We start from the raw sequence: 22,747 nt of genomic DNA, 5'->3' as shown, positions 1-22,747 counted from the left end.
AGGGCCGCTTGCGGACTCCAGCGTACCCCATTCAGAACATTCGTTTGATATAAATGCCCGGCGGTTTCTGCACAAGTTCCGGGCAAAGAAAAAAGACCCCCGCTGCACTGTCGAAACAGTGCAGCGGGGGTCTTTTCCAGACCCTTAGGTCAAGATACCCGAGTAGAAAAGACTACTTGGTGATCTTGGTGACCTTGCCCGAACCAACGGTGCGGCCGCCTTCGCGAATTGCGAAGCCGAGGCCCTCTTCCATGGCGATCGGCTGGATCAGCACGACAGACATTTCGGTGTTGTCGCCAGGCATAACCATTTCCGTGCCTTCCGGCAGGGTGATAACGCCGGTGACGTCCGTGGTGCGGAAGTAGAACTGCGGGCGGTAGTTCGAGTAGAACGGGTTGTGACGCCCGCCCTCATCCTTGGAAAGGATGTACACGTTGGCCTCGAAATCGGTGTGCGGGGTGATGGAACCCGGCTTCACGATGACCTGGCCACGCTCTACGTCTTCGCGCTTGATGCCGCGAAGCAGCAGACCACAGTTCTCGCCGGCCCATGCCTCGTCGAGCTGCTTGTGGAACATCTCGATACCGGTAACCGTGGTCTTCTGGACCGGGCGGATGCCGACGATCTCGACCTCGGAGTTGATGGCGAGGGTTCCACGCTCGGCGCGGCCCGTAACAACGGTGCCACGACCGGTGATGGTGAAGACGTCTTCAACCGGCATCAGGAACGGCTTGTCGCGGTCACGAACCGGGGTCGGAACGTGCTCGTCAACGGCGTCCATGAGGTCCTCGACGGCCTTGACCCAAACCGGGTCGCCTTCCAGTGCCTTCAGGCCCGAAACACGCATAACCGGTGCCTCGTCGCCATCGAAGCCCTGCGAGGAGAGAAGTTCGCGAACTTCCATTTCCACGAGGTCCAGAAGCTCTTCGTCATCGACCATGTCGGACTTGTTCAGTGCGACCAGCAGGTAGGGAACGCCAACCTGGCGGGCCAGCAGAACGTGCTCGCGGGTCTGAGCCATCGGGCCGTCGGTAGCGGCAACCACGAGGATCGCGCCGTCCATCTGAGCAGCACCGGTGATCATGTTCTTGATGTAGTCAGCGTGACCCGGGGCATCAACGTGCGCGTAGTGGCGCTTCTCGGTCTGGTACTCGACGTGAGAGATGTTGATGGTAATACCGCGCTGGCGCTCTTCCGGCGCCGAGTCGATATTGGCGAAATCGCGCTGCTCGTTCAGATCCGGGTACTTGTCAGCAAGCACCTTGGAAATGGCGGCGGTCAACGTGGTCTTACCATGGTCAACGTGACCAATGGTGCCGATGTTGACGTGCGGCTTGGTCCGCTCGAACTTTGCCTTTGCCACAGGTTCCTCCTAGAAACGTTTACAGAAGACGTACCTCGTCCACACGGGTCGCGGACGAAACTTGTACAAGTCTACTGGGGGCTTAGTGAAATGTTTAAATTGTGGTTAGCTGCGGGATCCAACGTGGGATCCTTTAGTTGGCCTGGCGGGGCCGGATTGGATTTCTCTGCACCGGCCCCATCGTGCGGCCGCTCACCCGATGATCGGGGTCAAGGCCAATTCTTGGTCCGGACGATTACTCGCCGCGGGACTTCTGGATGATCTCTTCGGCAACTGCCTTCGGGACCTCTGCGTAGCTGGAGAAGGTCATCGAGTACACTGCACGGCCCTGGGTCTTCGAACGCAGGTCACCAATGTAACCGAACATCTCAGACAGCGGAACCGTTGCACGAATGACCTTCACGCCTGCAGCGTCTTCCATCGAGGCGATGGAACCACGGCGGGAGTTCAAGTCACCGATGACGTCGCCCATGTACTCCTCGGGAGTACGGACTTCGACATCCATGACCGGCTCGAGGATGATCGGCTGGGCGCGGCGTGCGCCTTCCTTGAACACCTGTGAACCAGCGATCTTGAACGCCATTTCCGAGGAGTCAACGTCGTGGTAGGCACCGTCGAGGAGGGTCGCCTTGACGCCCACCATCGGGTAGCCGGCCAGGATGCCGAACTGCATGGCGTCCTGGATACCTGCGTCTACCGAAGGGATGTATTCGCGAGGAATACGTCCACCGGTGACGCCGTTCTTGAATTCGTAGATGACACCGTCGACAACTTCCAGGGGCTCGAACGAGACCTGGACCTTTGCGAACTGGCCCGAACCACCGGTCTGCTTCTTGTGGGTGAAGTCAACCTTCTCCACAGCCTTCTTGATGGTTTCGCGGTATGCAACCTGCGGCTTGCCAACGTTGGCTTCCACACGGAATTCGCGACGCATGCGGTCCACCAGGATGTCCAGGTGAAGCTCGCCCATGCCGCCGATTTCGGTCTGGCCGGTGTCTTCGTTGAGGGAGACGGTGAACGTCGGGTCCTCGGCCGAAAGCTTCTGGATTGCAGTCGAGAGCTTCTCCTGGTCACCCTTGGTCTTCGGCTCGATGGCAACGAAGATCACGGGATCAGGGAAGGACATCGACTCAAGAACGATCGGGTGTGCCGGATCGCACAAGGTATCACCGGTGGTGGTGTCCTTGAGGCCAATCACAGCGTAGATGTGGCCGGCGTGGACCTCGTCTACGGGCATTTCCTTGTTGGCGTGCATCTGGAAGAGCTTGCCAATACGTTCCTTCTTCTGCTTCGTCGAGTTCAGCAGCTGGGTACCGGGAGTTGCCTTGCCCGAGTACACGCGGATGAAGTTCAACTGGCCGAAGAACGGGTGAGTTGCAATCTTGAAGGCAAGTGCCGAGAAGGGCTCGGTTTCATTCGGCTCGCGCCGGATCTCGATCTCTTCGTTCTTCGGATCGTGACCGACCGTCGCGCCAACATCCATGGGATTCGGCAGGTAGTCGATGACAGCATCGAGCATCGGCTGGACACCGCGGTTCTTGAATGCGGAACCACAGAAGACCGGGTAGAGCTGCGAGTTGACGACCATCGTGCGGATGCCGGCCTTGAGCTCGGCAATGCTGATCTCTTCGCCTTCGAGGAACTTCTCCATGAGCTCGTCAGAGCCCTCGGCGACGGCCTCTACCAGATTGGCGCGGTATTCCACGGCCTTTTCCAGCAGGTCGGCCGGGATTTCGCGGGTTTCGTAGGCGGCACCCATGGTGACGTCACCCTTGGAGTCACCTTCCCAAACGAAAGCCTTCATGGTCATCAGGTCGACAACGCCGGTGAACTCGGACTCGGAGCCGATCGGCAGCTGCATGACCAGCGGCTTGGCACCGAGGCGCTTGATGATGGTGTCTACGGTGAAGTAGAAGTCAGCACCCAGCTTGTCCATCTTGTTGACGAAGCAGATACGCGGCACGTTGTACTTGTCGGCCTGGCGCCAAACAGTCTCGGACTGCGGCTCCACGCCTTCCTTGCCATCGAACACGGCAACTGCGCCATCGAGGACGCGCAGCGAGCGCTCTACCTCAACGGTGAAGTCAACGTGGCCCGGGGTGTCAATGATGTTGATCTGGTTGTTGTTCCAGAAGCAGGTCACGGCGGCAGACGTGATCGTAATGCCGCGTTCCTTTTCCTGTTCCATCCAGTCGGTCGTCGAGGCACCGTCGTGCGTTTCGCCGAGCTTGTGGTTCACACCCGTGTAGAACAGGATGCGTTCCGTAGTAGTGGTCTTACCGGCATCGATGTGGGCCATGATGCCGATATTGCGGACCTTGTTAAGGTCGGTAAGCACGTCCTGTGCCACGATGTCTCCCTTTGTTGATTATGCCCGCGACGTTGGCGGAACCGGTCTGCGACCAATCCCGCCAACCGGACTAAACGCTTTTTACCAGCGGTAGTGGGCGAAGGCCTTGTTGGACTCTGCCATCTTGTGAGTGTCTTCGCGACGCTTGACAGCGGCACCAAGACCATTCGATGCGTCGAGGATCTCGTTCATGAGACGCTCAATCATCGTCTTCTCGCGGCGAGCCTTGGAGTAGCCAACGAGCCAGCGAAGAGCCAGCGCGGTGGAGCGTCCGGGCTTGACCTCAACGGGAACCTGGTAGGTTGCGCCACCAACACGGCGGGAGCGAACCTCGAGGGCCGGGCGGATGTTATCCATGGCCTTCTTCAGGGTCACAACCGGGTCGGTACCGTTCTTGGCCAAGGCACCTGCGAGTGCACCGTAAACGATACGCTCTGCGGTGGACTTCTTACCGTCGACCAAAACCTTATTGATCAGCTGGGTAACAAGCGGGGAACCGTATACCGGATCCGAGACGAGGGGGCGCTGTGGCGCGGGGCCCTTACGAGGCATTACTTACCTTCCTTCTTGGCGCCGTAGCGGGAACGAGCCTGCTTACGGTTCTTGACACCCTGGGTATCGAGAGCGCCACGTACGATCTTGTAGCGCACACCCGGGAGGTCCTTCACACGTCCGCCGCGCACCAGCACGATGGAGTGTTCCTGCAGGTTGTGGCCGACACCCGGAATGTAAGCGGTAACTTCGACGCCACCGGCAAGACGCACACGTGCGACCTTACGAAGTGCGGAGTTCGGCTTCTTCGGGGTGGTGGTGTACACACGGGTGCATACGCCACGACGCATTGGGTTGCCCTTAAGGGCTGGGGCCTTGGTCTTGGTGACCTTCGGCGAGCGACCCTTGCGGATCAGCTGCTGAATAGTAGGCACTTTCGTGTCCTCCGGTTTCTTTGTTCTGCGGCGCCACCCACAATCAAACTGCTTGGAGACGCTGCGTTTATAGTCGTTTCATCACAGCGATTTCGGATTTGACCCTAGGCGTGCGAAAGTGTGGCATCTGTTGCGCAACCTACCCGCAACCCGGACCGTGTCCATTTGCCACACATGAAAAACAATTAGCACAAGCTTAGCACGCGGATCACCCGTCGCCTGACACCGCGCTTCTTCCGTACAGGCCCCCAATGCCCATGGATTCGGGCCATGCTCCCCCCCGTCGCTTCAGGAACCACAGTGATTCCGCCATAGTCCCCCGCCATCAGGGCTGCCCCGCGTGCCTGCACTGAAACGCACATCACTTAATTTCCGCCGCCATCCGACCGATCCCGGGAACCCCAATACCTTTCCATCCGATCCCGGCGCCACCGTCAATCCACCGAAAGTTATCCACATATTTGCCCAGACCCAACATTTCGACCCGGCAAAGGTCCATGGTGGATGGCATGACGACGACGGCAACACTCGCGACTGCCGGATTGGCTGGTCTCCAGCAAATCCTGGCTCCGTCCACTGAAGGCCCGGATGCAAACCCATCCGCAGCCACGGTGGACGAAAAGTTGCGCCTGCTCGCCGTCCTGAACTCCATGCAGAAGATCCTCCATGACGACCTCGCACAAGCCGTCTCCTCGTCGCCTGCCAGGGCCGTCTTCCTGGCACTGCTGACCGAGGACCTGGCCCGGACCGCCGGCCGCGCCCAGATCGTTGCAGCGGGGAAACTCGAGGAAACCGAGGCCCACACCCTGCGGGAAGAACCCCTTGCCCGGCTTCAAGAAGTGCATCGCGACTTGGCTGCATTCATCGGAGGAAGCACTTCGCTGCCCGATGACCAGCGCAACGCTCCCGGGACCAAGATGCTGTTCAAGGACGCCACCGAGCTGGTCAAGGACCAGCTGCAACTTTCCTTTGCCCAGGCCAAGCACCGGATCATCGTTCACGACCTGCTGCTCCCCCATGCTGGGTTCAACGGCTCCGTTGTCCCGCCGCGCTTTGGGCAGCTGGCCAGCGTGTTCAATGACGGTTCGGCCGACCCCCACCAGGTCGCACTCGCCGCCCGGCGAATGCTCGCGCTGCAACCAGGCATCGATGCCCAGCAGGATCCCGTGGCAACAGCCGCGGCCATTGAGCAGCAGCTCGCCGAATCATTGGCAGACAGGAACACCGCCGGCACCGCCCAGCTTTTCAAGCGCTTCTGCGCGGAACTCGACGCTTGCGCGCTGGAACGCAGCGAGGCGGAGATGGAAGCCCACGTCGGGCTGCGTTACAAGGGCAAGCAGTCACGCGGATTCATCTGGGAGCTCTGCACCGACCTCCGGGGACATGAGATGCTCCAGAAGCTATCGGACCAACTCTCCAATCCGCGGTCCGCATTCGGACGTGACGCCACATCCCCCGCTGGAGACAGCAATGGGCAACAGCCAGGGGAATATGCCGGTGGGCAACCCGAGCTTCCGGGCCTTTCGACCGGCCCCCTTTCCCCGGCTGCGCATCTGATCCCGCCGTGGGCCGTCGATCCCGATATGCCCGAAGACCAGCGTCCGCGAGCAGGGTTTACAGATGTTGGACTGCCGGGAAGCGCCGAAGACCAGATGCCCGGGTTGCAGCTCCAGCCCGGCGAAACGCCGGCAGCGGCCCGGGAACGGCTGAAGGCAAGGAGCTTGCTCCAGTTCCTGTTCGATTCCGCGCGCTTCGTTGCCGACGGTGATCAGGAAGCCGCGCCGGATCTGCCCATGAGGCCCAATGTGGAATTGATCGTCACGATTTCCTGGGATTCCCTGATCGGGAAGCTGAACGACCCGGGCATCACCAGCCACAACCACCTGGTTTCGGCCGGCTACGCGCGAAGACTCGCCTGTTCCGCCAACGTCATTCCCGCCGTGCTGGGGACGGAGTCGCAACCTTTGGATCTCGGCAGGACCCAACGCTTCTTCAACCGTGCACAAAGACGGGCCATGATGCTGCGAGACAGGGGCTGCATCAATCCCGGGTGCAGCATGGCAGGGCACCGCTGCGAAGCGAACCACATCAAGCCCTGGTACCTCGGCGGCGAAACCAACCTGGCCAATGGCGCGCTTCTTTGCCCGGCATGCCATGCTTCCTTCCATGCCGGACACTTCAAGATCGTGGTGGTGAATTCGATCCCCTACGTCTTGCAAAACAAGGCCCGTGATCCCGAACAGCGGCTCCGCCGAAATTGGATCTTCCACCCGAGAGCCAAGGCCATCGGCTGACCGGCACACCGCCCGGCCCCTCCGAGGTTCACGTTGCATGCCTTCCAAAGCGGAAGCGGCAAGGCCGTTCGGTCCCATGCAGAAGCGCTCGGCACCTGTCACCATTCCTCCGCTTGCCAAGACATCACCAGGCAACTTGTCACCTAGGTGCACAAGCCCATGGCCGCTCTCGTGCGCGTCCGAAATTCCGCATCATTCCGCGAAATGAGACCGCACGTGCTGCCCCGCAATCGTGTGCATCAGGGGACCACCCGTCGAAACCTGGGTGCATTTACAACTGTTCCCACACCATCTGCGAACCGTGACACCGTCGTGTACCCGCCCGGACACCTGCCACCAGCACTTGCGGCCAGGCCCCGGGCCCAGGTCCCCCGATACGGGACCGGCACCCTTGGGCATGAAAAAGGCCGGCCCGCACCGCACTCCCCTGCTCCTCTTTCAAGGAGCGGGAAGTGCGGCACGGGCCGGCCTCGTTACGTGTTCTTCTTCCCGGCGATGCCGGGAAGAAGAACTACGCCTTAGCGGAAATCGTTGCCGAGATCGTAGTCATCCATGGCGATGGCGTGGAATTCCGGGCTCAGGCCCGGCTCCAGACCTTCGTAGTCCATGCCGGTGGAGAAGGCGGACTGCCCGGTGAACAGCGAAGCCTTCGCTGCCTCGGTCGGTTCCACGTTCACCTGGGTGTAGCGGTCCAGGCCGGTACCGGCCGGGATGAGCTTACCGATGATGACGTTTTCCTTCAGGCCGAGCAATGGATCGGACTTGCCTTCCATTGCGGCCTGGGTCAGGACACGAGTGGTCTCCTGGAAGGACGCGGCCGAGAGCCAGGAATCGGTGGCCAAGGAAGCCTTGGTGATACCCATCAGCTCGTCGCGACCGGATGCCGGACGCTTGCCCTCGGAGACGGCCTTGCGGTTCTCCGACTGGAAGCGTGCCTTGTCCGCAAGCTCGCCCGGCAGCAAGTCGGTTTCGCCCGACTCGATGACGGTGATGCGGCGAAGCATCTGGCGAACGATGACTTCCACGTGCTTGTCGTGGATGCCAACGCCCTGGGACTGGTAGACCTCCTGGACTTCGCGTACGAGGAACTTTTGTGCCTCACGCGGGCCAAGAACTCGCAGGACCTGCTTCGGATCGATCGCACCGGCAACCAGCTGCTGGCCAACGGTGACGGATTCGCCCTCGATAACCAACAGACGTGCACGACGCAGCACCGGGTAGGCGATTTCTTCGTCGCCGTTGTCCGGGGTGATCACGATGCGAAGCTGCTTCTCGGAATCCTCGATGGTCACGCGACCGGCAACCTCGGAGATCGGGGCAACACCCTTGGGGGTACGTGCCTCGAAGAGCTCCTGGATACGCGGCAGACCCTGGGTGATATCTTCCGCGGAGGCAGCGCCACCGGTGTGGAAGGTACGCATGGTCAGCTGGGTACCGGGCTCACCAATGGACTGAGCGGCAATAATGCCAACAGCCTCACCGATGTCAACGGTCTTGCCGCTTGCAAGCGAGCGACCGTAGCACAGTGCACAAGTTCCGACTGCCGACTCACAGGTCAGCACGGAGCGGACCTTGATGTCGGTGACACCGGCTGCGAACAGTTCGTCGATGAGCACGTCGCCCACGTCCGAGCCGCCTGCTGCCAGCACCTTGCCGTCGGCGTCTACGACGTCGGTGGCCAAGGTACGGGTGTAGGCCGAGTTCTCAACGGTTTCGTGCATGCGCACGGTACCGATCTCGTCGGTGTAGGCGATCGGCACGTTCAGGCCACGGCTGGTGCCGCAATCCTGCTCGCGCACGATGACATCCTGCGAGACGTCCACCAGTCGACGGGTCAGGTAACCCGAGTTGGCGGTCTTCAGCGCGGTATCCGCCAGGCCCTTACGGGCACCGTGGGTCGCGATGAAGTACTCGAGAACCGACAGGCCTTCACGGTATGAAGACTTGATCGGACGCGGGATGATCTCACCCTTGGGGTTGGACACCAGGCCACGGATACCGGCAATCTGGCGCAGCTGCAGCCAGTTACCACGAGCCTTGGAGGTCACCATGCGGTTGATGGTGTTCAGCTCTTCCATGCCGGCCTGCATGGCCGCGGCAACCTCGTCGGTCGCCTTGGTCCAGATGTCGATCAGGTCCTGGCGGCGCTCCGAGTCGGCAATCAGGCCCTTGTCGTACTGCGACTGGACGCGACGCGCCTTCTCCTCGTACGGGGCAAGGATGGTGGCCTTGTCCATGTTCGAGGTGATGTCGGAGATGGCAACGGTGATGCCCGAGCGGGTGGCCCACTTGAAGCCTGCATCCTTCAGGTTGTCCAGCGTTGCCGCGGTAACAACCTTCGGGTACCGCTCGGCCAGGTCGTTGACGATGTCCGAGAGGGCATCCTTGCCAGCGACACGCTCAACCCACGGGTAATCCGCAGGCAGGGTCTCGTTGAACAGGACCTGTCCGAGGGAGGTATCGATGAGCGCCTCGGTGCCCTCGACCCAACCATCCGGAGCCGGCTGGTCAGCGGACGGGACGAAGCCCGAAACGCGGATCTTGGCCGGTGCGTTCAGGTGCAGCTCGCCGCGGTCCATCGCCATGATCGCCTCGGCGGCCGAGGAGAACGCACGACCGGCGCCCTTCTCGTCCAGGCGCTTGGTGGTCAAGTGGTGCAGACCGATGATCATATCCTGCGAAGGAAGTGCAACCGGGCGGCCATCGGACGGCTTCAGGATGTTGTTCGAGGACAGCATCAAGATGCGTGCCTCGGCCTGGGCCTCGGGGCTCAGCGGCAGGTGAACTGCCATCTGGTCACCGTCGAAGTCGGCGTTGAAGGCAGCACAAACCAGCGGGTGGAGCTGAAGGGCCTTGCCTTCAACCAGCTGCGGCTCGAACGCCTGGATGCCCAAACGGTGCAGGGTGGGTGCACGGTTCAGCAGCACCGGGTGCTCGGTGATGATCTCTTCGAGAACGTCCCAGACCTGCGGACGGTAACGCTCGACCATGCGCTTGGCGCTCTTGATGTTCTGTGCGTGGTTGAGGTCAACCAGGCGCTTCATCACGAACGGCTTGAAGAGCTCCAGGGCCATCTGCTTGGGCAGGCCACACTGGTGCAGCTTCAGCTGCGGGCCGACCACGATGACCGAACGGCCCGAGTAGTCGACGCGCTTGCCGAGGAGGTTCTGGCGGAATCGTCCCTGCTTGCCCTTGAGCATGTCGCTCAGGGACTTCAGCGGACGGTTACCCGGACCGGTCACCGGACGGCCACGACGGCCGTTGTCGAAGAGCGAGTCCACAGCTTCCTGCAGCATGCGCTTTTCGTTGTTCACGATGATTTCCGGCGCGCCGAGGTCCAACAAGCGCTTGAGGCGGTTGTTGCGGTTGATCACGCGGCGGTACAGGTCGTTGAGGTCGGAGGTCGCGAAGCGGCCACCGTCCAGCTGCACCATCGGGCGAAGCTCCGGCGGGATCACCGGAACGGCGTCCAGGACCATGCCCAACGGGGAGTTGGTGGTGGTCAGGAACGCGTTGACGACCTTGAGGCGCTTCAGGGCACGGGTCTTGCGCTGGCCCTTGCCGGTCTCGATGATTTCCCGAAGGATCTCGGCTTCCGCTTCCATGTCGAAGGACTCGAGGCGCTTCTTGATGGCTTCGGCACCCATGGAGCCTTCGAAGTACAGTCCGTAGCGTTCGCGCAGCGAACGGAACAGGCCTTCGTCACCCTCGAGGTCAGCGACCTTCAGGTTCTTGAAGCGGTCCCAGACCTGGTCAAGACGCTCGATGTCGGCGTCGGCGCGCTTGCGCACCTGGGCCATGGTCTTGTCCGCGAGGTCGCGGGTCTTCTTCTTTTCCGCTGCCTTGGCGCCGTCGGCTTCGAGGGCAGCAAGCTGGTCCTCGAGTTCGCGGGCGATGGAGGCGATGTCGGAGTCGCGGGTGTCAACCAGCTGCTTGCGTTCCAGGTCATGCTGGGCCTGGAGGTTCGGCAGCTCGGCGTGGCGGCGCTCTTCATCAACGGCGGTGACCATGTAGGCCGCGAAGTAAATGATCTTCTCAAGATCCTTCGGGGCCAGGTCAAGCAGGTAGCCCAAGCGCGAGGGAACGCCCTTGAAGTACCAGATGTGGGTCACCGGAGCGGCGAGCTCGATGTGGCCCATGCGTTCGCGGCGGACCTTGGCGCGGGTGACTTCTACGCCACAGCGTTCGCAAATGATGCCCTTGAAACGCACGCGCTTGTACTTGCCGCAGTTGCACTCCCAGTCACGGGTGGGACCGAAGATCTTTTCGCAGAAAAGACCGTCCTTTTCCGGCTTGAGGGTGCGGTAGTTGATGGTTTCGGGCTTCTTTACCTCGCCGTAGCTCCACCCGCGGATCTCTTCCGCAGTTGCCAGGCCGATGCGCATGAGGCCGAATGAGGATTCGCTGGACATATGGTCCTTATCTCTCTTCTAAGTTCTCTGAAGTCTAATGTGGTGAGGTGTTCGCCCAACCTGTTGGCTGGGCGCTCACCGTGGGTCTGAAAGAGTTTCAGTCCTTGCAAGCTGGTCCGCTGTTCCCGGGCGAGCGGGGGGACGCATTGCTGCGTGCCCCTCCGCTGTACCCGGGAACAAAGGCTCACTTGGCGCGAACTAAACTTCTTCGACGGAGTTCGGTTCCGACCGGGAAAGGTCGATGCCGAGTTCTTCCGCGGCCCGGAAGACTTCTTCATCCGAGTCTCGCATTTCGATGGTTTGGCCGTCGGTTCCAAGGACCTCGACGTTCAAGCACAACGACTGCATTTCCTTGATCAGGACCTTGAACGATTCCGGAACGCCAGGCTCCGGGATGTTCTCGCCCTTGACGATCGCCTCGTAGACCTTCACGCGACCGTGGATGTCATCGGACTTGATCGTGAGCAGTTCCTGCAAGGTGTATGCGGCACCGTAGGCCTCCAGGGCCCACACTTCCATCTCACCAAAGCGCTGGCCACCGAACTGTGCCTTACCACCCAGCGGCTGCTGGGTGATCATGGAGTACGGGCCGGTGGAGCGGGCGTGGATCTTGTCGTCCACCAGGTGGTGGAGCTTCAGGATGTACATGTAGCCCACGGAGACCGGATCCGGGAACGGCTCGCCGGAGCGGCCGTCAAACAGACGGGTCTTGCCGGAGTTGCCGATCAGGCGCACGCCGTCGCGGGTCACCGCAGTGTGGTCGAGCAGCCCGCGGATTTCGTCCTCCGACGCACCGTCGAAGACGGGGCTGGCAACCTTGGTGGATCCCATTTCACGCGGGAGGGCCGGCAGGTTCTTGACCCACTCGGGCTCGCCCTCGATCTTCCAGCCCTGCTTCGCGGCCCAGGCCAGGTGGATTTCCAGGACCTGTCCGACGTTCATTCGACCCGGAACACCCAACGGGTTCAGGACGATGTCGACGGCGGTTCCGTCTTCCAGGAACGGCATGTCCTCGATCGGCAGGATCTTGGAGATGACGCCCTTGTTGCCGTGGCGGCCGGCGAGCTTGTCACCGTTGGTGATCTTGCGCTTCTGGGCCACGTAAACGCGGACCAGCTGGTTGACGCCCGGGGGCAGGTCGTCGTCGTTGTCGCGATCGAAGATGCGAACACCGATGACCACGCCGGACTCGCCGTGCGGCACCTTCAGGGAGGTGTCGCGCACTTCGCGGGACTTCTCGCCGAAGATGGCGCGCAACAGGCGCTCTTCCGGGGTCAGCTCGGTCTCGCCCTTGGGCGTGACACGGCCAACGAGGATGTCGCCGGCTTCGACCTCGGCACCGATGTGGATGATGCCGCGCTCGTCGAGCTGCGCCAGGATTTCCTCGGAGACGTTCGGGATGTCCCGGGTGATCTCCTCGGCACCGAGCTTGGTGTCACGGGCATCGACTTCGTGCTCTTCGATGTGGATCGAGGTCAGCACGTCGTCGGAGACCATGCGCTGCGAAAGGATGATCGCATCCTCGAAGTTGTGGCCTTCCCAGGACATGAACGCCACGAGGAGGTTCTTGCCCAGGGCGAGCTCGCCCTTGTCGGTGGACGGGCCGTCGGCGATGATCGAGTTGTAGTCAACCCGGTCGCCCTCGGAAACCATCACGCGCTGGTTGTATGCGTTGCCCTGGTTGGAGCGTGCAAACTTCATGATCGGGTAGGCCGTCTCGGTGCCGTCGTCGTTCATGACGGTGACCAGGTCGGCCGAGACCTCGGAGACCACGCCGCCGGTGGAGGCAACGACGGAGTCGCCGGCATCCACTGCTGCGAACTTCTCCATGCCGGTGCCCACGAGCGGGGACTCGGAAGCCAGCAGCGGCACAGCCTGGCGCTGCATGTTGGCACCCATGAGTGCGCGGTTGGCATCGTCGTGCTCGAGGAACGGAATCAGGGCGGTTGCCACGGACACCATCTGGCGCGGGGAAACGTCCATGTATGCGATCTCGTGCGGCTCAACGATGACGGGCTCGCCGCCACCGCCCTTTTCACGAACCAGGACGCCATCTTCGATGAAGTGGCCATCCTCGCTCAGCGGCGCGTTGGCCTGTGCGATGAAGTGGTCCAGCTCGTCGTCCGCGGTCAGGTAATCGATCTGGCCGGTGACCTGGCCGTTGACGACCTGGCGGTACGGGGTTTCGATGAAGCCGAAGGCGTTGATGCGTCCGTAGGTAGCCAACGAGCCGATCAGACCAATGTTCGGGCCTTCAGGGGTTTCAATCGGGCACATACGTCCGTAGTGGGACGGGTGGACGTCTCGAACTTCCATGCCTGCACGGTCACGGGACAGACCGCCCGGGCCCAGCGCGGAGAGACGACGCTTGTGCGTCAGACCGGCCAGCGGGTTGTTCTGGTCCATGAACTGCGAGAGCTGGGAGGTTCCGAAGAACTCCTTGATCGCTGCAACAACCGGGCGGATGTTGATCAGCGTCTGCGGGGTGATCGCCTCGACGTCCTGGGTGGTCATGCGTTCGCGAACCACGCGCTCCATGCGGGAAAGACCCGTGCGGACCTGGTTCTCGATCAATTCGCCCACGGCGCGGATGCGACGGTTGCCGAAGTGGTCGATGTCATCGATGCTGACGGTGAGGTCGACAGGCTTGCCATCGCGGATGCCCGGGGTGGTCTTCTCGCCTGCGTGCAGGGCAACAAGGAACTTGATCATTGCGACGATGTCGTCGATGTTCAGTACCGATGCGTCCGGGGAGTTTAGCGGAGTGTCGACACCGAGCTTGCGGTTGATCTTGTAACGGCCAACCTTGGCCAGGTCGTAGCGCTTCGCCTCGAAGTAGAGGTTCTTCAGCAACGCCTGTGCGGCATCGACCGTCGGCGGCTCGCCCGGGCGAAGCTTGCGGTAGATATCCAGGAGTGCTTCTTCCTGGGTATCGGTGGTGTCCTTCTCCAGGGTGGCGCGGATCGAGTCGTACTGACCGAATTCCTCGAGGATGCGACCTTCGGTCCAGCCAAGGGCCTTGAGCAGGACGGTGACCGACTGCTTGCGCTTGCGGTCGAGGCGTACGCCGACCTGATCGCGCTTGTCGATTTCGAGTTCGAACCAAGCACCACGCGACGGGATGATCTTCGCGGTGAAGATGTCCTTGTCACTGGTCTTGTCGGGGGTGCGCTCGAAGTAGGCTCCCGGGGAACGCACGAGCTGGGACACCACGACACGCTCGGTGCCGTTGATGATGAAGGTGCCCTTGTCGGTCATCAGCGGGAAGTCGCCCATGAACACGGTCTGCTGCTTGATTTCGCCCGTGTTGTTGTTCATGAACTCGGCCTTGACGTACAGCGGAGCCGCGTATGTTGCGTCGCGGTCCTTGCACTCGGCCATCGTGTACTTGGGATCAGCGAACTCCGGCTCCGAGAAGCTCAGGGACATGGTCTCCTGGAAGTCTTCAATCGGGGAGATCTCTTCGAAGATCTCGGCCAGGCCAGAGACGTTGGCTACACTGGTGTCACCAATGGTCTGGGCGTATGCCAGACGGTTCTTCCAGCGCTCGTTGCCGATGAGCCAGTCGAAGCTCTCGGTCTGAAGTGCCAAGAGGTTCGGGACGTCAAGTGGTTCGTGAATCTTTGCAAAAGAAAGTCGGCCAGCATATTCCGCGCTGCGGGCCGAACTAGCGGTTTGGTTGTTAGAGGTGCTCGAGGCGACCAAGATGGATCCTTCCACAGACCGTCAGGTTTCCGGCGTCGTCTCTCTGTGAACAGTTTCACTGTTTACAGCACCGCTGAGCAGGCCCACCGCTATATGAAGGCCGGAGATGAAAAGAGAAGACGCAAATCTCCACGCTACACCATGCGACTTACCATGTCCATCGGCTTGCGTGCAACCCGGCACCCCAGCAGCCGATTTCGATGAGATTTCCATCACTGTTGGGTAGAAGTCCTGTGGTCCAAGCCACAGCGCGCTAGCGTAGAGGTAGCAGTTGTTTCACCGCAACCCCCGAAAGCGAGATCAGCAATCATGTCCTCACCACGAGACGCAGTCATAGTCGCCGGAGCGCGCACCCCCTTCGGCCGCCTCAATGGCCAGCTCTCCACCCTCAGTGCCGTTGACCTAGGTGCCGCCGCCATCCGCGGGGCACTGGAACGCTCGGGCGTCGCGGTCGGAGACGTGCAGGCTGTCATCATGGGGCATGTGGTCCAGGCCGGCTGCGGCCAGAACCCTGCCCGCCAGAGCTCGATCGCGGCCGGGATCGGCTGGGACGTCAATGCCACCACGCTGAACAAGGTCTGCCTCTCCGGACTCGCAGCCGTCACCGATGCGGCGCGGCTGATCCGCGTGGGCGATGCCGACGTTGTGGTTGCCGGCGGCCAGGAATCCATGTCGCAGACCCCGCACCTGCTGCCGGGTTCACGCAAGGGCTGGACCTACGGGAACATCACCGCAATCGACTCTGTCGCCAACGACGGGCTGACCGACGCCTTCGACGGGAACTCGATGGGTGTGAGCACCGAAACCAAGAACACCGAACTGGGCCTGACGCGACTCCAGCAGGACGAGGTTGCCGCGGCATCGCACCAGCGTGCCGCAGCCGCCGTCGAATCGGGCGTCTTTGCCGAGGAGATCGTGCCGGTCAGCATCCCGCAGCGCAAGGGCGATGCCTTGGTAGTCGACACCGATGAGGGCATCCGGTCGAACACGACCGTCGAAACCTTGGCCGGGTTGCGCCCGGCCTTCGCCAAGGACGGCAGCATTACCGCCGGCAACTCCTCTCCCCTGTCGGACGGGGCCGCAGCGGTCATCGTCACCTCGCGCGCATACGCCGATTCGCACAACCTGGAGGTCCTGGCGACCATCGGGGCGGCCGGCCAGGTCGCCGGCCCCGACAACTCACTGCATTCCCAGCCGTCGCACTCGATTGCCGCCGCGCTGAAGACCCAGGGCTGGACCACCTCGGATCTTGATTTCATTGAGATCAACGAGGCCTTCGGCGCTGTGGCCTGCCAGTCGCTGAAGGACCTGGACTACCCGCTGGAAAAGACCAACATCCACGGCGGTGCGATTGCGCTCGGCCACCCGATCGGCGCTTCCGGCGCCCGCTTGGCCCTGACCGCGGCACTTGAACTCAAGCGCCGCGGGTCCGGCAAGACCGCCGTCAGTCTGTGCGGCGGCGGCGGCCAGGGCGATGCCCTGCTGCTGAGCCGGGAGGCCTAGGCAAGATGTCGGATCAGCTGCCGGCAGGTGTGGAACGGATGATGAATGACGCATCGGCACGTGGACTTGATGTCGAAGTCGTTTCCCGCCCACCGGCCGGCAGCCTGGCCGAGGCTGCCGGCCTCCTGGGAATCCAGCCGCGCGAGATCATCAAGTCGCTGGTGGTCAAGCACAAGGACGGGTCGTTCTTCTTTGCCCTGGTTCCGGGCGACAGGGTCATTTCCTGGCCCAAGTTGCGTTCCCTGCTTGGCGTGAACAAGTTGTCCTTGCCGCACTCCGACGTGGCCTTCGCTGCGACGGGATACGAGCGCGGCACCATCACCCCGCTGGGCTCGCGCACACCGTGGCCGGTCTACGCTGATTTCGGCATCGAACCGGGGCGCATCTGCATCGGTGCCGGCGCCCATGGGCATTCGGCGTTCGTGGATTCGACGGACCTGATCGGGGCACTTGATGCCACGGTGGCCGACATCAGCGATCCCGAGCCGCCGCCTCAATCTTCTTCGTGAGCCCGAGCCGGCCGCCCAGGTAGTCCAGGGACCTGGTGGTCGCGGCGGCCAGTGGTTTGGCCAGCGGGCGTTCAATGAATCTCTGGACGAGGTATGCGGCACCAAACACAATGCCAACGACCAGGAACAGCGTCAGATATTGACCCAGCACCGGGTTAAGGTGCTCGATCAGCCACCAGCCCCACACCTGGTGCAAGAGATAGACCGGATAAGTCAGCGCACCCAACGTGGCCAGGAATTTCCATTGCACGTTGCGCAGGGGCGTGAGCGACAGCAGGATCACGGCGGCAAAAAGCCCGGCAATGATCAGCCAATAGTGCCAAGCCGGGATGACATAGCCGACCAGTTCCAGTGCCTCGGCGGGTCCCTTCACACCCGTGAAGAACGCGGCGATGATGGCATTGAGCGCCAGCAGGGACCATCGCATCGGGCTGTGCCCAAAGCGGTAGATGAGGAAGAGCATGATGCCGCCGCAAAAGAGCGGCGCATATTCACTCATGAGGAACTGTGCCGCGGCCTCGCGGTTCGCGATGTGCAATGCCAGGCCAGTCACGGGCCAGACGGCGGCCAAGATGGTCATTGTCCGAATGGTCAGCAGACGCAACATGATCAGCGCAAGAATAAGCAGGTAGAACCGCATTTCGACCCACAAGGTCCAGTAGACCCCGTCGATGTGTCGCAGGCCCATGGCCGGGTGGAACATCGTGAGGTTGGCCAGCAGCTCCTTGATGCCCAGTCCGGCACCCATCTGCGGCCACACGTAAATCACTAGTGTTCCAGTGGCCAACACGGCGAACCAGTAGGCGGGATACAGCCGGCCGATCCGTGAACCGATGAAGCGTCCGGCACCTTTTCCGTAGGCGGAGAGCAGGATGACGAATCCGCTGATGATGAAGAAGAGCTGCACACCCATGTTGCCGTATGCGGTGAACTTGGAGAGTAGCGGCCAGGCGTCCCTGGCTTCATCGGTTCCCCAGAAACCGTGGTGCCACGCGGTGTAGTGAAAGAGCACCACCAGTACGGCTGCGGCGAATCGCAGTCCGTCGAGGAGGGCAAGGCGTGGGGCCCGCTTCGGAGGGGTTTCAGCTCTATGGGCAGGCTTGGTCTGGGTTGCGGCGGCCGGGGGGGTGACGGTTGCCGTGACGTTGTGCGACATTGCTGCTTCCCCCTGCGCTTGACTTAGTTCGTTATAGATCCGTTATCTACGGTATCAAAGAACATTAGTTGCGGTACCCCAAAGTTCAACAAGAGATGCATGTCACAGCAAGTCATGAGCTCTTTCTCCGGAAGTTCGGGGGGTTAAAGACCTCTGGCCCGCAAACCCAAGAGGTTTGCGGGCCAGAGGCAATGAAGCAAAGAGTTACTTGACAGTAACCGTTGCGCCGGCGGCCTCCAGGGCCTCCTTTGCCTTCTCTGCAGCTTCCTTGGTGGCAGCTTCGAGGATGGCCTTCGGAGCGGCGTCAACCATATCCTTGGCTTCCTTCAGACCCAACGAAGTCAGGGCACGAACTTCCTTGATGACTGCGATCTTCTTTTCGCCGGCCGATTCGAGGATAACGTCGAATTCGGTCTGCTCTTCGGCTTCAGCGGCACCAGCGGCCGGGCCGGCAACTGCAACAGCAGCTGCGGAGACCTCGAAGGTCTCCTCGAAGGTCTTTACGAACTCGGAGAGCTCGATGATGGTCATTTCCTTGAAGGCTTCCAAAAGCTCTTCGGTGGACAGCTTAGCCATGGTGGGCAGCCTTTCCGTCGGCGGCACTTATGTGCCGCAAGTTACTTGAGTGAGGGGTTGAAGAAAGCTTAGGCTTCTTCGGTGGCGGCTTCGGCAGCAGGTGCCTCGGCCTCGGCAGGTGCTTCAGCAGCGCCACCGTTTGCTTCTTCGAGCTTTGCACGCAGTGCTTCGATGGTGCGGACTGCGGCGGAAGCCGGAGCCTGCAGCACACCGGCAACACGTGCCAGCTGGAACTCACGCGATTCAAGGGCTGCCAGTGCGGCAACTCCGGCTGCGTCAAGGGCCTTGCCCTCGAAGAAACCGGTCTTGATGATGAGCTGCTTGTTGTCCTTCGCAAAATCCGTGAGGCTCTTAGCGGCAGCGATTGCATCACCCTTGATGAAGGCGATTGCAGTCGGGCCAGCAAGCTGGCCTTCGAATGCTTCGATGCCGGCTTCCTTTGCTGCGATACCAGTCAAGGTGTTCTTCACTACCGCGTACTTGGTCTCCTGACCAAGTGAGCGGCGAAGCTGCTTGAGCTGCGCAACAGTAAGCCCACGGTATTCGGTCAGGACAGCGGCGGTCGACTCCTTGAAGTCGGCGGTGATTTCCTCAACTGCGGAAACCTTAGTCGGCGTTGCCATAACACTCCTTCCGGGGTATAGATCTGAAACCTGTCAATCTGGCCCGGTCAGGAGTACTGACATAAAAAACGCCCCATGCAGATGCACGGGGCGGAAAGAACGCAATAGTATTGCGGAAAATTCACTTCGTTCACCTGCGCAGGTCGTCCTTTGTGGGACTTTCGGAGTCTTACCGCGTAAACAGCAATCCTCGACCGACGGTCTTCGGTAGTTCCAAGCCTAACAGCGGAACACCACCGGCTCCAAATCGAGTACGGGGTGTTCTTTGCAACAGCGCCGGGACGGCGCCCGCATACGGTTTGGCGGGAAAAAGCGACGGGCCCCTCGGGTTCCGCAACTTGGGGGATAGCGGAAGGGAGGGGCCCGTCTGTGCAGCAATGCAACTTGGGGGAACGCATTGCTGCGGTATCACGCTCAGGGCGGGGCTTGGGGTCTCCGCCGTGGAGCGCGTGGTGACATAGTCACCGGTCGCAATCAGATCGCGACCACTTAACCTTATCAGGAATGTGGCATCCAACAACTCACTGGGCCAAAATTTTTCCCGAAGTCCCGCTGATCAGGCGAAAGGCAATTCTGACGGCGGCCAGCAGTCCCTCGTCCGACCGAGAAACCGTGGATTGCCGGGGTTTACCGGGAGAAAAAACGTCGGAAAACACCCGTGGCCGACATCATCTTGAGCAGCAATGACCCAAGCGTGGCCGGCCCTCCCGTGACTCGCCGGCCAGCCGCCAGGGCAAGGGCCCGAGCACGCCATCGTTGGCAGTCCCCCGGTACGGCACCGGGTTCCCGCCTGCCCGGCCCGCCCCCGCCCACAACCGGAACCAAGTCCCTGTGCCGACCCCGGGCGCGGCCGGAGACATTCGGCGGAGTTGGTCCACGTTGCCTGTCACCCATCCGGCCTTCATGCCTTGACGTTGCACAGGCGTGTTGATCCGGGGCGGTCCGGTGTCCGCGCAAGCTCCCGGTGTCCGGCAGACGTCGTCATGCTCGTTAAACGGGCGGACCCGGTACCAGCACCCGTGAGGGGCTGATACCGGGTCCGCGACCTGGACGCGTAATTAGGAAGCGTCAGGCAGAACACGGGTGACGTTGGAGTCAACCGCAATGCCCGGGCCGAACGTGGTGGTCAAGGTGGCCTTGGTGATGTAGCGGCCCTTGGAAGAGGAAGGCTTCAGGCGAAGCACCTCGTCCAGTGCTGCTGCGTAGTTCTCTGCAAGCTTCAGCGCATCGAAGGATACCTTGCCGATGATGAAGTGCAGGTTCGAGTGCTTGTCGACGCGGAAGTCGATCTTGCCACCCTTGATGTCGTTGACAGCCTTGGCGACGTCCATGGTGACGGTGCCGGTCTTCGGGTTCGGCATCAGGTTACGGGGACCCAGTACCTTGCCCAAGCGGCCAACCTTGCCCATGAGGTCAGGGGTTGCAACTGCTGCGTCGAAGTCGGTCCAGCCGCCGGCGATCTTGGCGATCAGGTCGTCCGAGCCAACGAAGTCGGCGCCGGCTGCGATTGCAGCCTCTGCCTTGTCGCCGTTCGCGAACACGAGGACGCGGGCGGTCTTGCCGGTGCCGTGGGGAAGGATCACGGTGCCGCGAACCATCTGGTCTGCCTTGCGAGGGTCAACGCCCAAGCGGAAAGCAACCTCAACGGTCTCATCGGCCTTCGAGAAGGCGATCTCCTTGGCCAGGGCAATTGCCTCGACCGGAGCGTAGAACTTGTCTTCTTCGATCTTCGCCGCGGCGGCTACGAATGCTTTACTGCGCTTTGCCATCTGCTTTTTCTCCTTATGCAGTCGTGGTCATGTTTGGGTCGCGCGCGACCCTGCCACTTGCGATGTGGTGCACCGGTTAGGTCCGGCTGGTTCCGCATCGTCTGGTTGTTTTGGGTGTGCGTTCCTGGCTGGCCAGGTGCGCGGTGTAAAGGGCGTTATTAGCCTTCTACGGTGATGCCCATCGAGCGGGCGGTGCCGGCGATGATCAAGGCAGCAGCCTTGATGTCGTTGGCGTTGAGATCTTCCATCTTGGTGGTGGCGATCTCTTCAACCTGTGCCTGGGTCAGCTTGGCAACCTTGACGGTGTGCGGGGTAGCTGAACCCTTGGCAACGCCTGCAGCCTTCTTGATGAGCTCGGCGGCCGGCGGGGTCTTCGTGATGAAGGTGAAGGAACGGTCTTCGTAGACAGTAATTTCAACCGGAACCACGTTGCCGCGCTGCGACTCGGTGGCGGCGTTGTACGCCTTGCAGAATTCCATGATGTTGACGCCGTGCTGACCAAGCGCCGGGCCGATCGGAGGTGCCGGGTTGGCGGCGCCTGCCTGGATCTGCAGCTTGATGAGTCCGGTGACCTTTTTCTTGGGGGCCATGTCGGGTCCTTCTTCTTTTGCGTTGCCCCGCTGCACAGGAGCGTGCCTCGGGGGGTTGACCGCCGTGGCGCGGCGGCCGAGTCGTGCCGATTTCCCGGTAAAGCAAACCGGGAAGGCACGAAGTCTCTAATGTTACTGGATCTTGGTGACCTGGCTGAACGACAGGGTCACCGGGGTCTCGCGTTCGAAGATCGAGACCAGGACGACCATGGTCGAGGATTCCAGCTTGATCTCGCTGATCGTTGCAGGCAACGTCTCGAACGGGCCGTCGTTGACGATGACCGATTCGCCGACCTCGAAGTCGACGTGGACCTCGGTGATCGGTGCGCGGCCGGCCTTCGAGTGCTCGCCGGCTTCCTCGGTCACGATGGTGTGCTCAAGCATCGAGAAGACTTCCTCAAGACGCAGCGGGACCGGATCGTGGGCGTTGCCGACGAAGCCGGTGACACCCGGAGTGTGGCGAACCGCACCCCACGAGGCGTCGGTCAGTTCCATGCGGACCAGCACGTAGCCGGGGATGCGAACACGACGCACGATCTTGCGCGTGGTGTTCTTGATCTCGACGACTTCTTCCATCGGGACCTGGATTTCATAAATGAATTCCTCCATGCCCAGGGTCTGGATACGGGTCTCGAGGTTCACCTTGACGCGGTTTTCGTAACCTGCGTACGAGTGGATGACGTACCAGTCGCCGGGCTGGCGGCGAAGCTTGGTGCGGAATTCTTCAATGGGATCCACGGCCGGAATTTCCTCGGCTGCTTCATCCTGCTCGGCATCCTCGGAGGCCTGCGCGGCGTCTTCGGTTACCTCGGGAGCCTGCTCGGCGTCCTCGGAAACGACGGAATCGGCCGACACCTCATCGGTATCGACCTCTACTGCCTGGCCTTCGAGTTCTTCGGTGGCCTGCGGTTCGAGTTCCTGCTCGGACACTGCGGTTCCTGCTTTCTGTTACTGGTTCACCAGAAATGTGG

The 22,747-nt window shown here is 61.5% G+C and carries 15 protein-coding genes; 3 read left to right on the top strand and 12 right to left on the bottom strand.

Features of this window, described 5'->3' with window-relative positions:
* Positions 1–172: 172 nt before the first annotated feature.
* The 4 genes from tuf to rpsL all read right to left on the bottom strand — a co-directional run bounded on the left by tuf (position 173) and on the right by rpsL (position 4,639).
* Positions 173–1,363: an elongation factor Tu gene (gene tuf, locus JOF46_RS09545; RefSeq protein WP_209907100.1), complete on the bottom strand. Its 1,191-nt coding sequence runs from the start codon at positions 1,361–1,363 to the stop codon at positions 173–175.
* 235 nt (positions 1,364–1,598) lie between these two features.
* Positions 1,599–3,713: an elongation factor G gene (gene fusA, locus JOF46_RS09540; protein ID WP_209907099.1), complete on the bottom strand. Its 2,115-nt coding sequence runs from the start codon at positions 3,711–3,713 to the stop codon at positions 1,599–1,601.
* An 81-nt stretch (positions 3,714–3,794) separates the two neighbouring features.
* Positions 3,795–4,265: a 30S ribosomal protein S7 gene (rpsG, locus tag JOF46_RS09535; protein WP_113762243.1), complete on the bottom strand. Its 471-nt coding sequence runs from the start codon at positions 4,263–4,265 to the stop codon at positions 3,795–3,797.
* Positions 4,265–4,639, bottom strand: a complete 375-nt coding sequence (gene rpsL / locus JOF46_RS09530; protein WP_007271021.1) for a 30S ribosomal protein S12 — start codon at positions 4,637–4,639, stop codon at positions 4,265–4,267. Before rpsL ends, rpsG begins: the two co-directional genes overlap by 1 nt.
* A 611-nt stretch (positions 4,640–5,250) precedes the next feature.
* Between rpsL and JOF46_RS22710 the strand changes: the two genes are divergently transcribed.
* Positions 5,251–6,933 (top strand): HNH endonuclease signature motif containing protein, encoded by a 1,683-nt coding sequence (locus JOF46_RS22710; RefSeq protein ID WP_209907098.1) that lies wholly within the window; start codon positions 5,251–5,253, stop codon positions 6,931–6,933.
* Positions 6,934–7,451: 518 nt separating this feature from the next.
* On the opposite strand, the gene JOF46_RS09520 is transcribed toward JOF46_RS22710, so the two are convergent.
* Entirely contained in the window at positions 7,452–11,345 is a 3,894-nt protein-coding gene (locus JOF46_RS09520; protein WP_209907097.1) for a DNA-directed RNA polymerase subunit beta', read from the bottom strand.
* Between the two features lie 198 nt (positions 11,346–11,543).
* Entirely contained in the window at positions 11,544–15,050 is a 3,507-nt protein-coding gene (rpoB, locus tag JOF46_RS09515) for a DNA-directed RNA polymerase subunit beta (RefSeq protein ID WP_209907096.1), read from the bottom strand.
* A 309-nt stretch (positions 15,051–15,359) separates the two neighbouring features.
* Here rpoB and JOF46_RS09510 point away from each other — a divergent pair, with 309 nt between their 5' ends.
* Positions 15,360–16,553, top strand: coding sequence for an acetyl-CoA C-acetyltransferase (locus JOF46_RS09510; RefSeq protein WP_209907095.1), 1,194 nt, complete (start codon positions 15,360–15,362; stop codon positions 16,551–16,553).
* A 41-nt stretch (positions 16,554–16,594) separates the two neighbouring features.
* Positions 16,595–17,062 carry an aminoacyl-tRNA deacylase gene (locus JOF46_RS09505; protein ID WP_425355045.1) on the top strand — a complete coding sequence of 156 codons (468 nt, stop codon included), beginning with the start codon at positions 16,595–16,597 and terminating at the stop codon, positions 17,060–17,062.
* On the opposite strand, the gene JOF46_RS09500 is transcribed toward JOF46_RS09505, so the two are convergent.
* The 6 genes from JOF46_RS09500 to nusG all read right to left on the bottom strand — a co-directional run bounded on the left by JOF46_RS09500 (position 17,025) and on the right by nusG (position 22,706).
* Complete coding sequence (locus tag JOF46_RS09500; RefSeq protein ID WP_209907093.1) at positions 17,025–18,218, bottom strand: acyltransferase family protein; 1,194 nt, start codon at positions 18,216–18,218, stop codon at positions 17,025–17,027. The two genes, JOF46_RS09505 and JOF46_RS09500, sit on opposite strands and share 38 nt — an antisense overlap.
* Before the next feature lie 204 nt (positions 18,219–18,422).
* On the bottom strand, positions 18,423–18,794 hold the full coding sequence (rplL, locus tag JOF46_RS09495) for a 50S ribosomal protein L7/L12 (RefSeq protein WP_071212923.1): 372 nt from the start codon (positions 18,792–18,794) through the stop codon (positions 18,423–18,425).
* A gap of 68 nt (positions 18,795–18,862) precedes the next feature.
* Complete coding sequence (gene rplJ, locus JOF46_RS09490) at positions 18,863–19,417, bottom strand: 50S ribosomal protein L10 (protein ID WP_007271013.1); 555 nt, start codon at positions 19,415–19,417, stop codon at positions 18,863–18,865.
* A 1,058-nt stretch (positions 19,418–20,475) separates the two neighbouring features.
* Positions 20,476–21,186 (bottom strand): 50S ribosomal protein L1, encoded by a 711-nt coding sequence (gene rplA / locus JOF46_RS09485; RefSeq protein WP_209907092.1) that lies wholly within the window; start codon positions 21,184–21,186, stop codon positions 20,476–20,478.
* A gap of 158 nt (positions 21,187–21,344) precedes the next feature.
* Positions 21,345–21,776 carry a 50S ribosomal protein L11 gene (gene rplK / locus JOF46_RS09480; RefSeq protein WP_071212921.1) on the bottom strand — a complete coding sequence of 144 codons (432 nt, stop codon included), beginning with the start codon at positions 21,774–21,776 and terminating at the stop codon, positions 21,345–21,347.
* Positions 21,777–21,908: 132 nt separating this feature from the next.
* Positions 21,909–22,706, bottom strand: a complete 798-nt coding sequence (gene nusG / locus JOF46_RS09475) for a transcription termination/antitermination protein NusG (RefSeq protein ID WP_209907091.1) — start codon at positions 22,704–22,706, stop codon at positions 21,909–21,911.
* Positions 22,707–22,747 lie beyond the last annotated feature (41 nt).

The organism is Paeniglutamicibacter psychrophenolicus (genome assembly GCF_017876575.1).
Taxonomy (GTDB): domain Bacteria; phylum Actinomycetota; class Actinomycetes; order Actinomycetales; family Micrococcaceae; genus Paeniglutamicibacter; species Paeniglutamicibacter psychrophenolicus.
The sequence above is the reverse complement of the archived record's forward strand: the minus strand, read 5'-3'. Positions and strand labels throughout refer to the sequence as shown.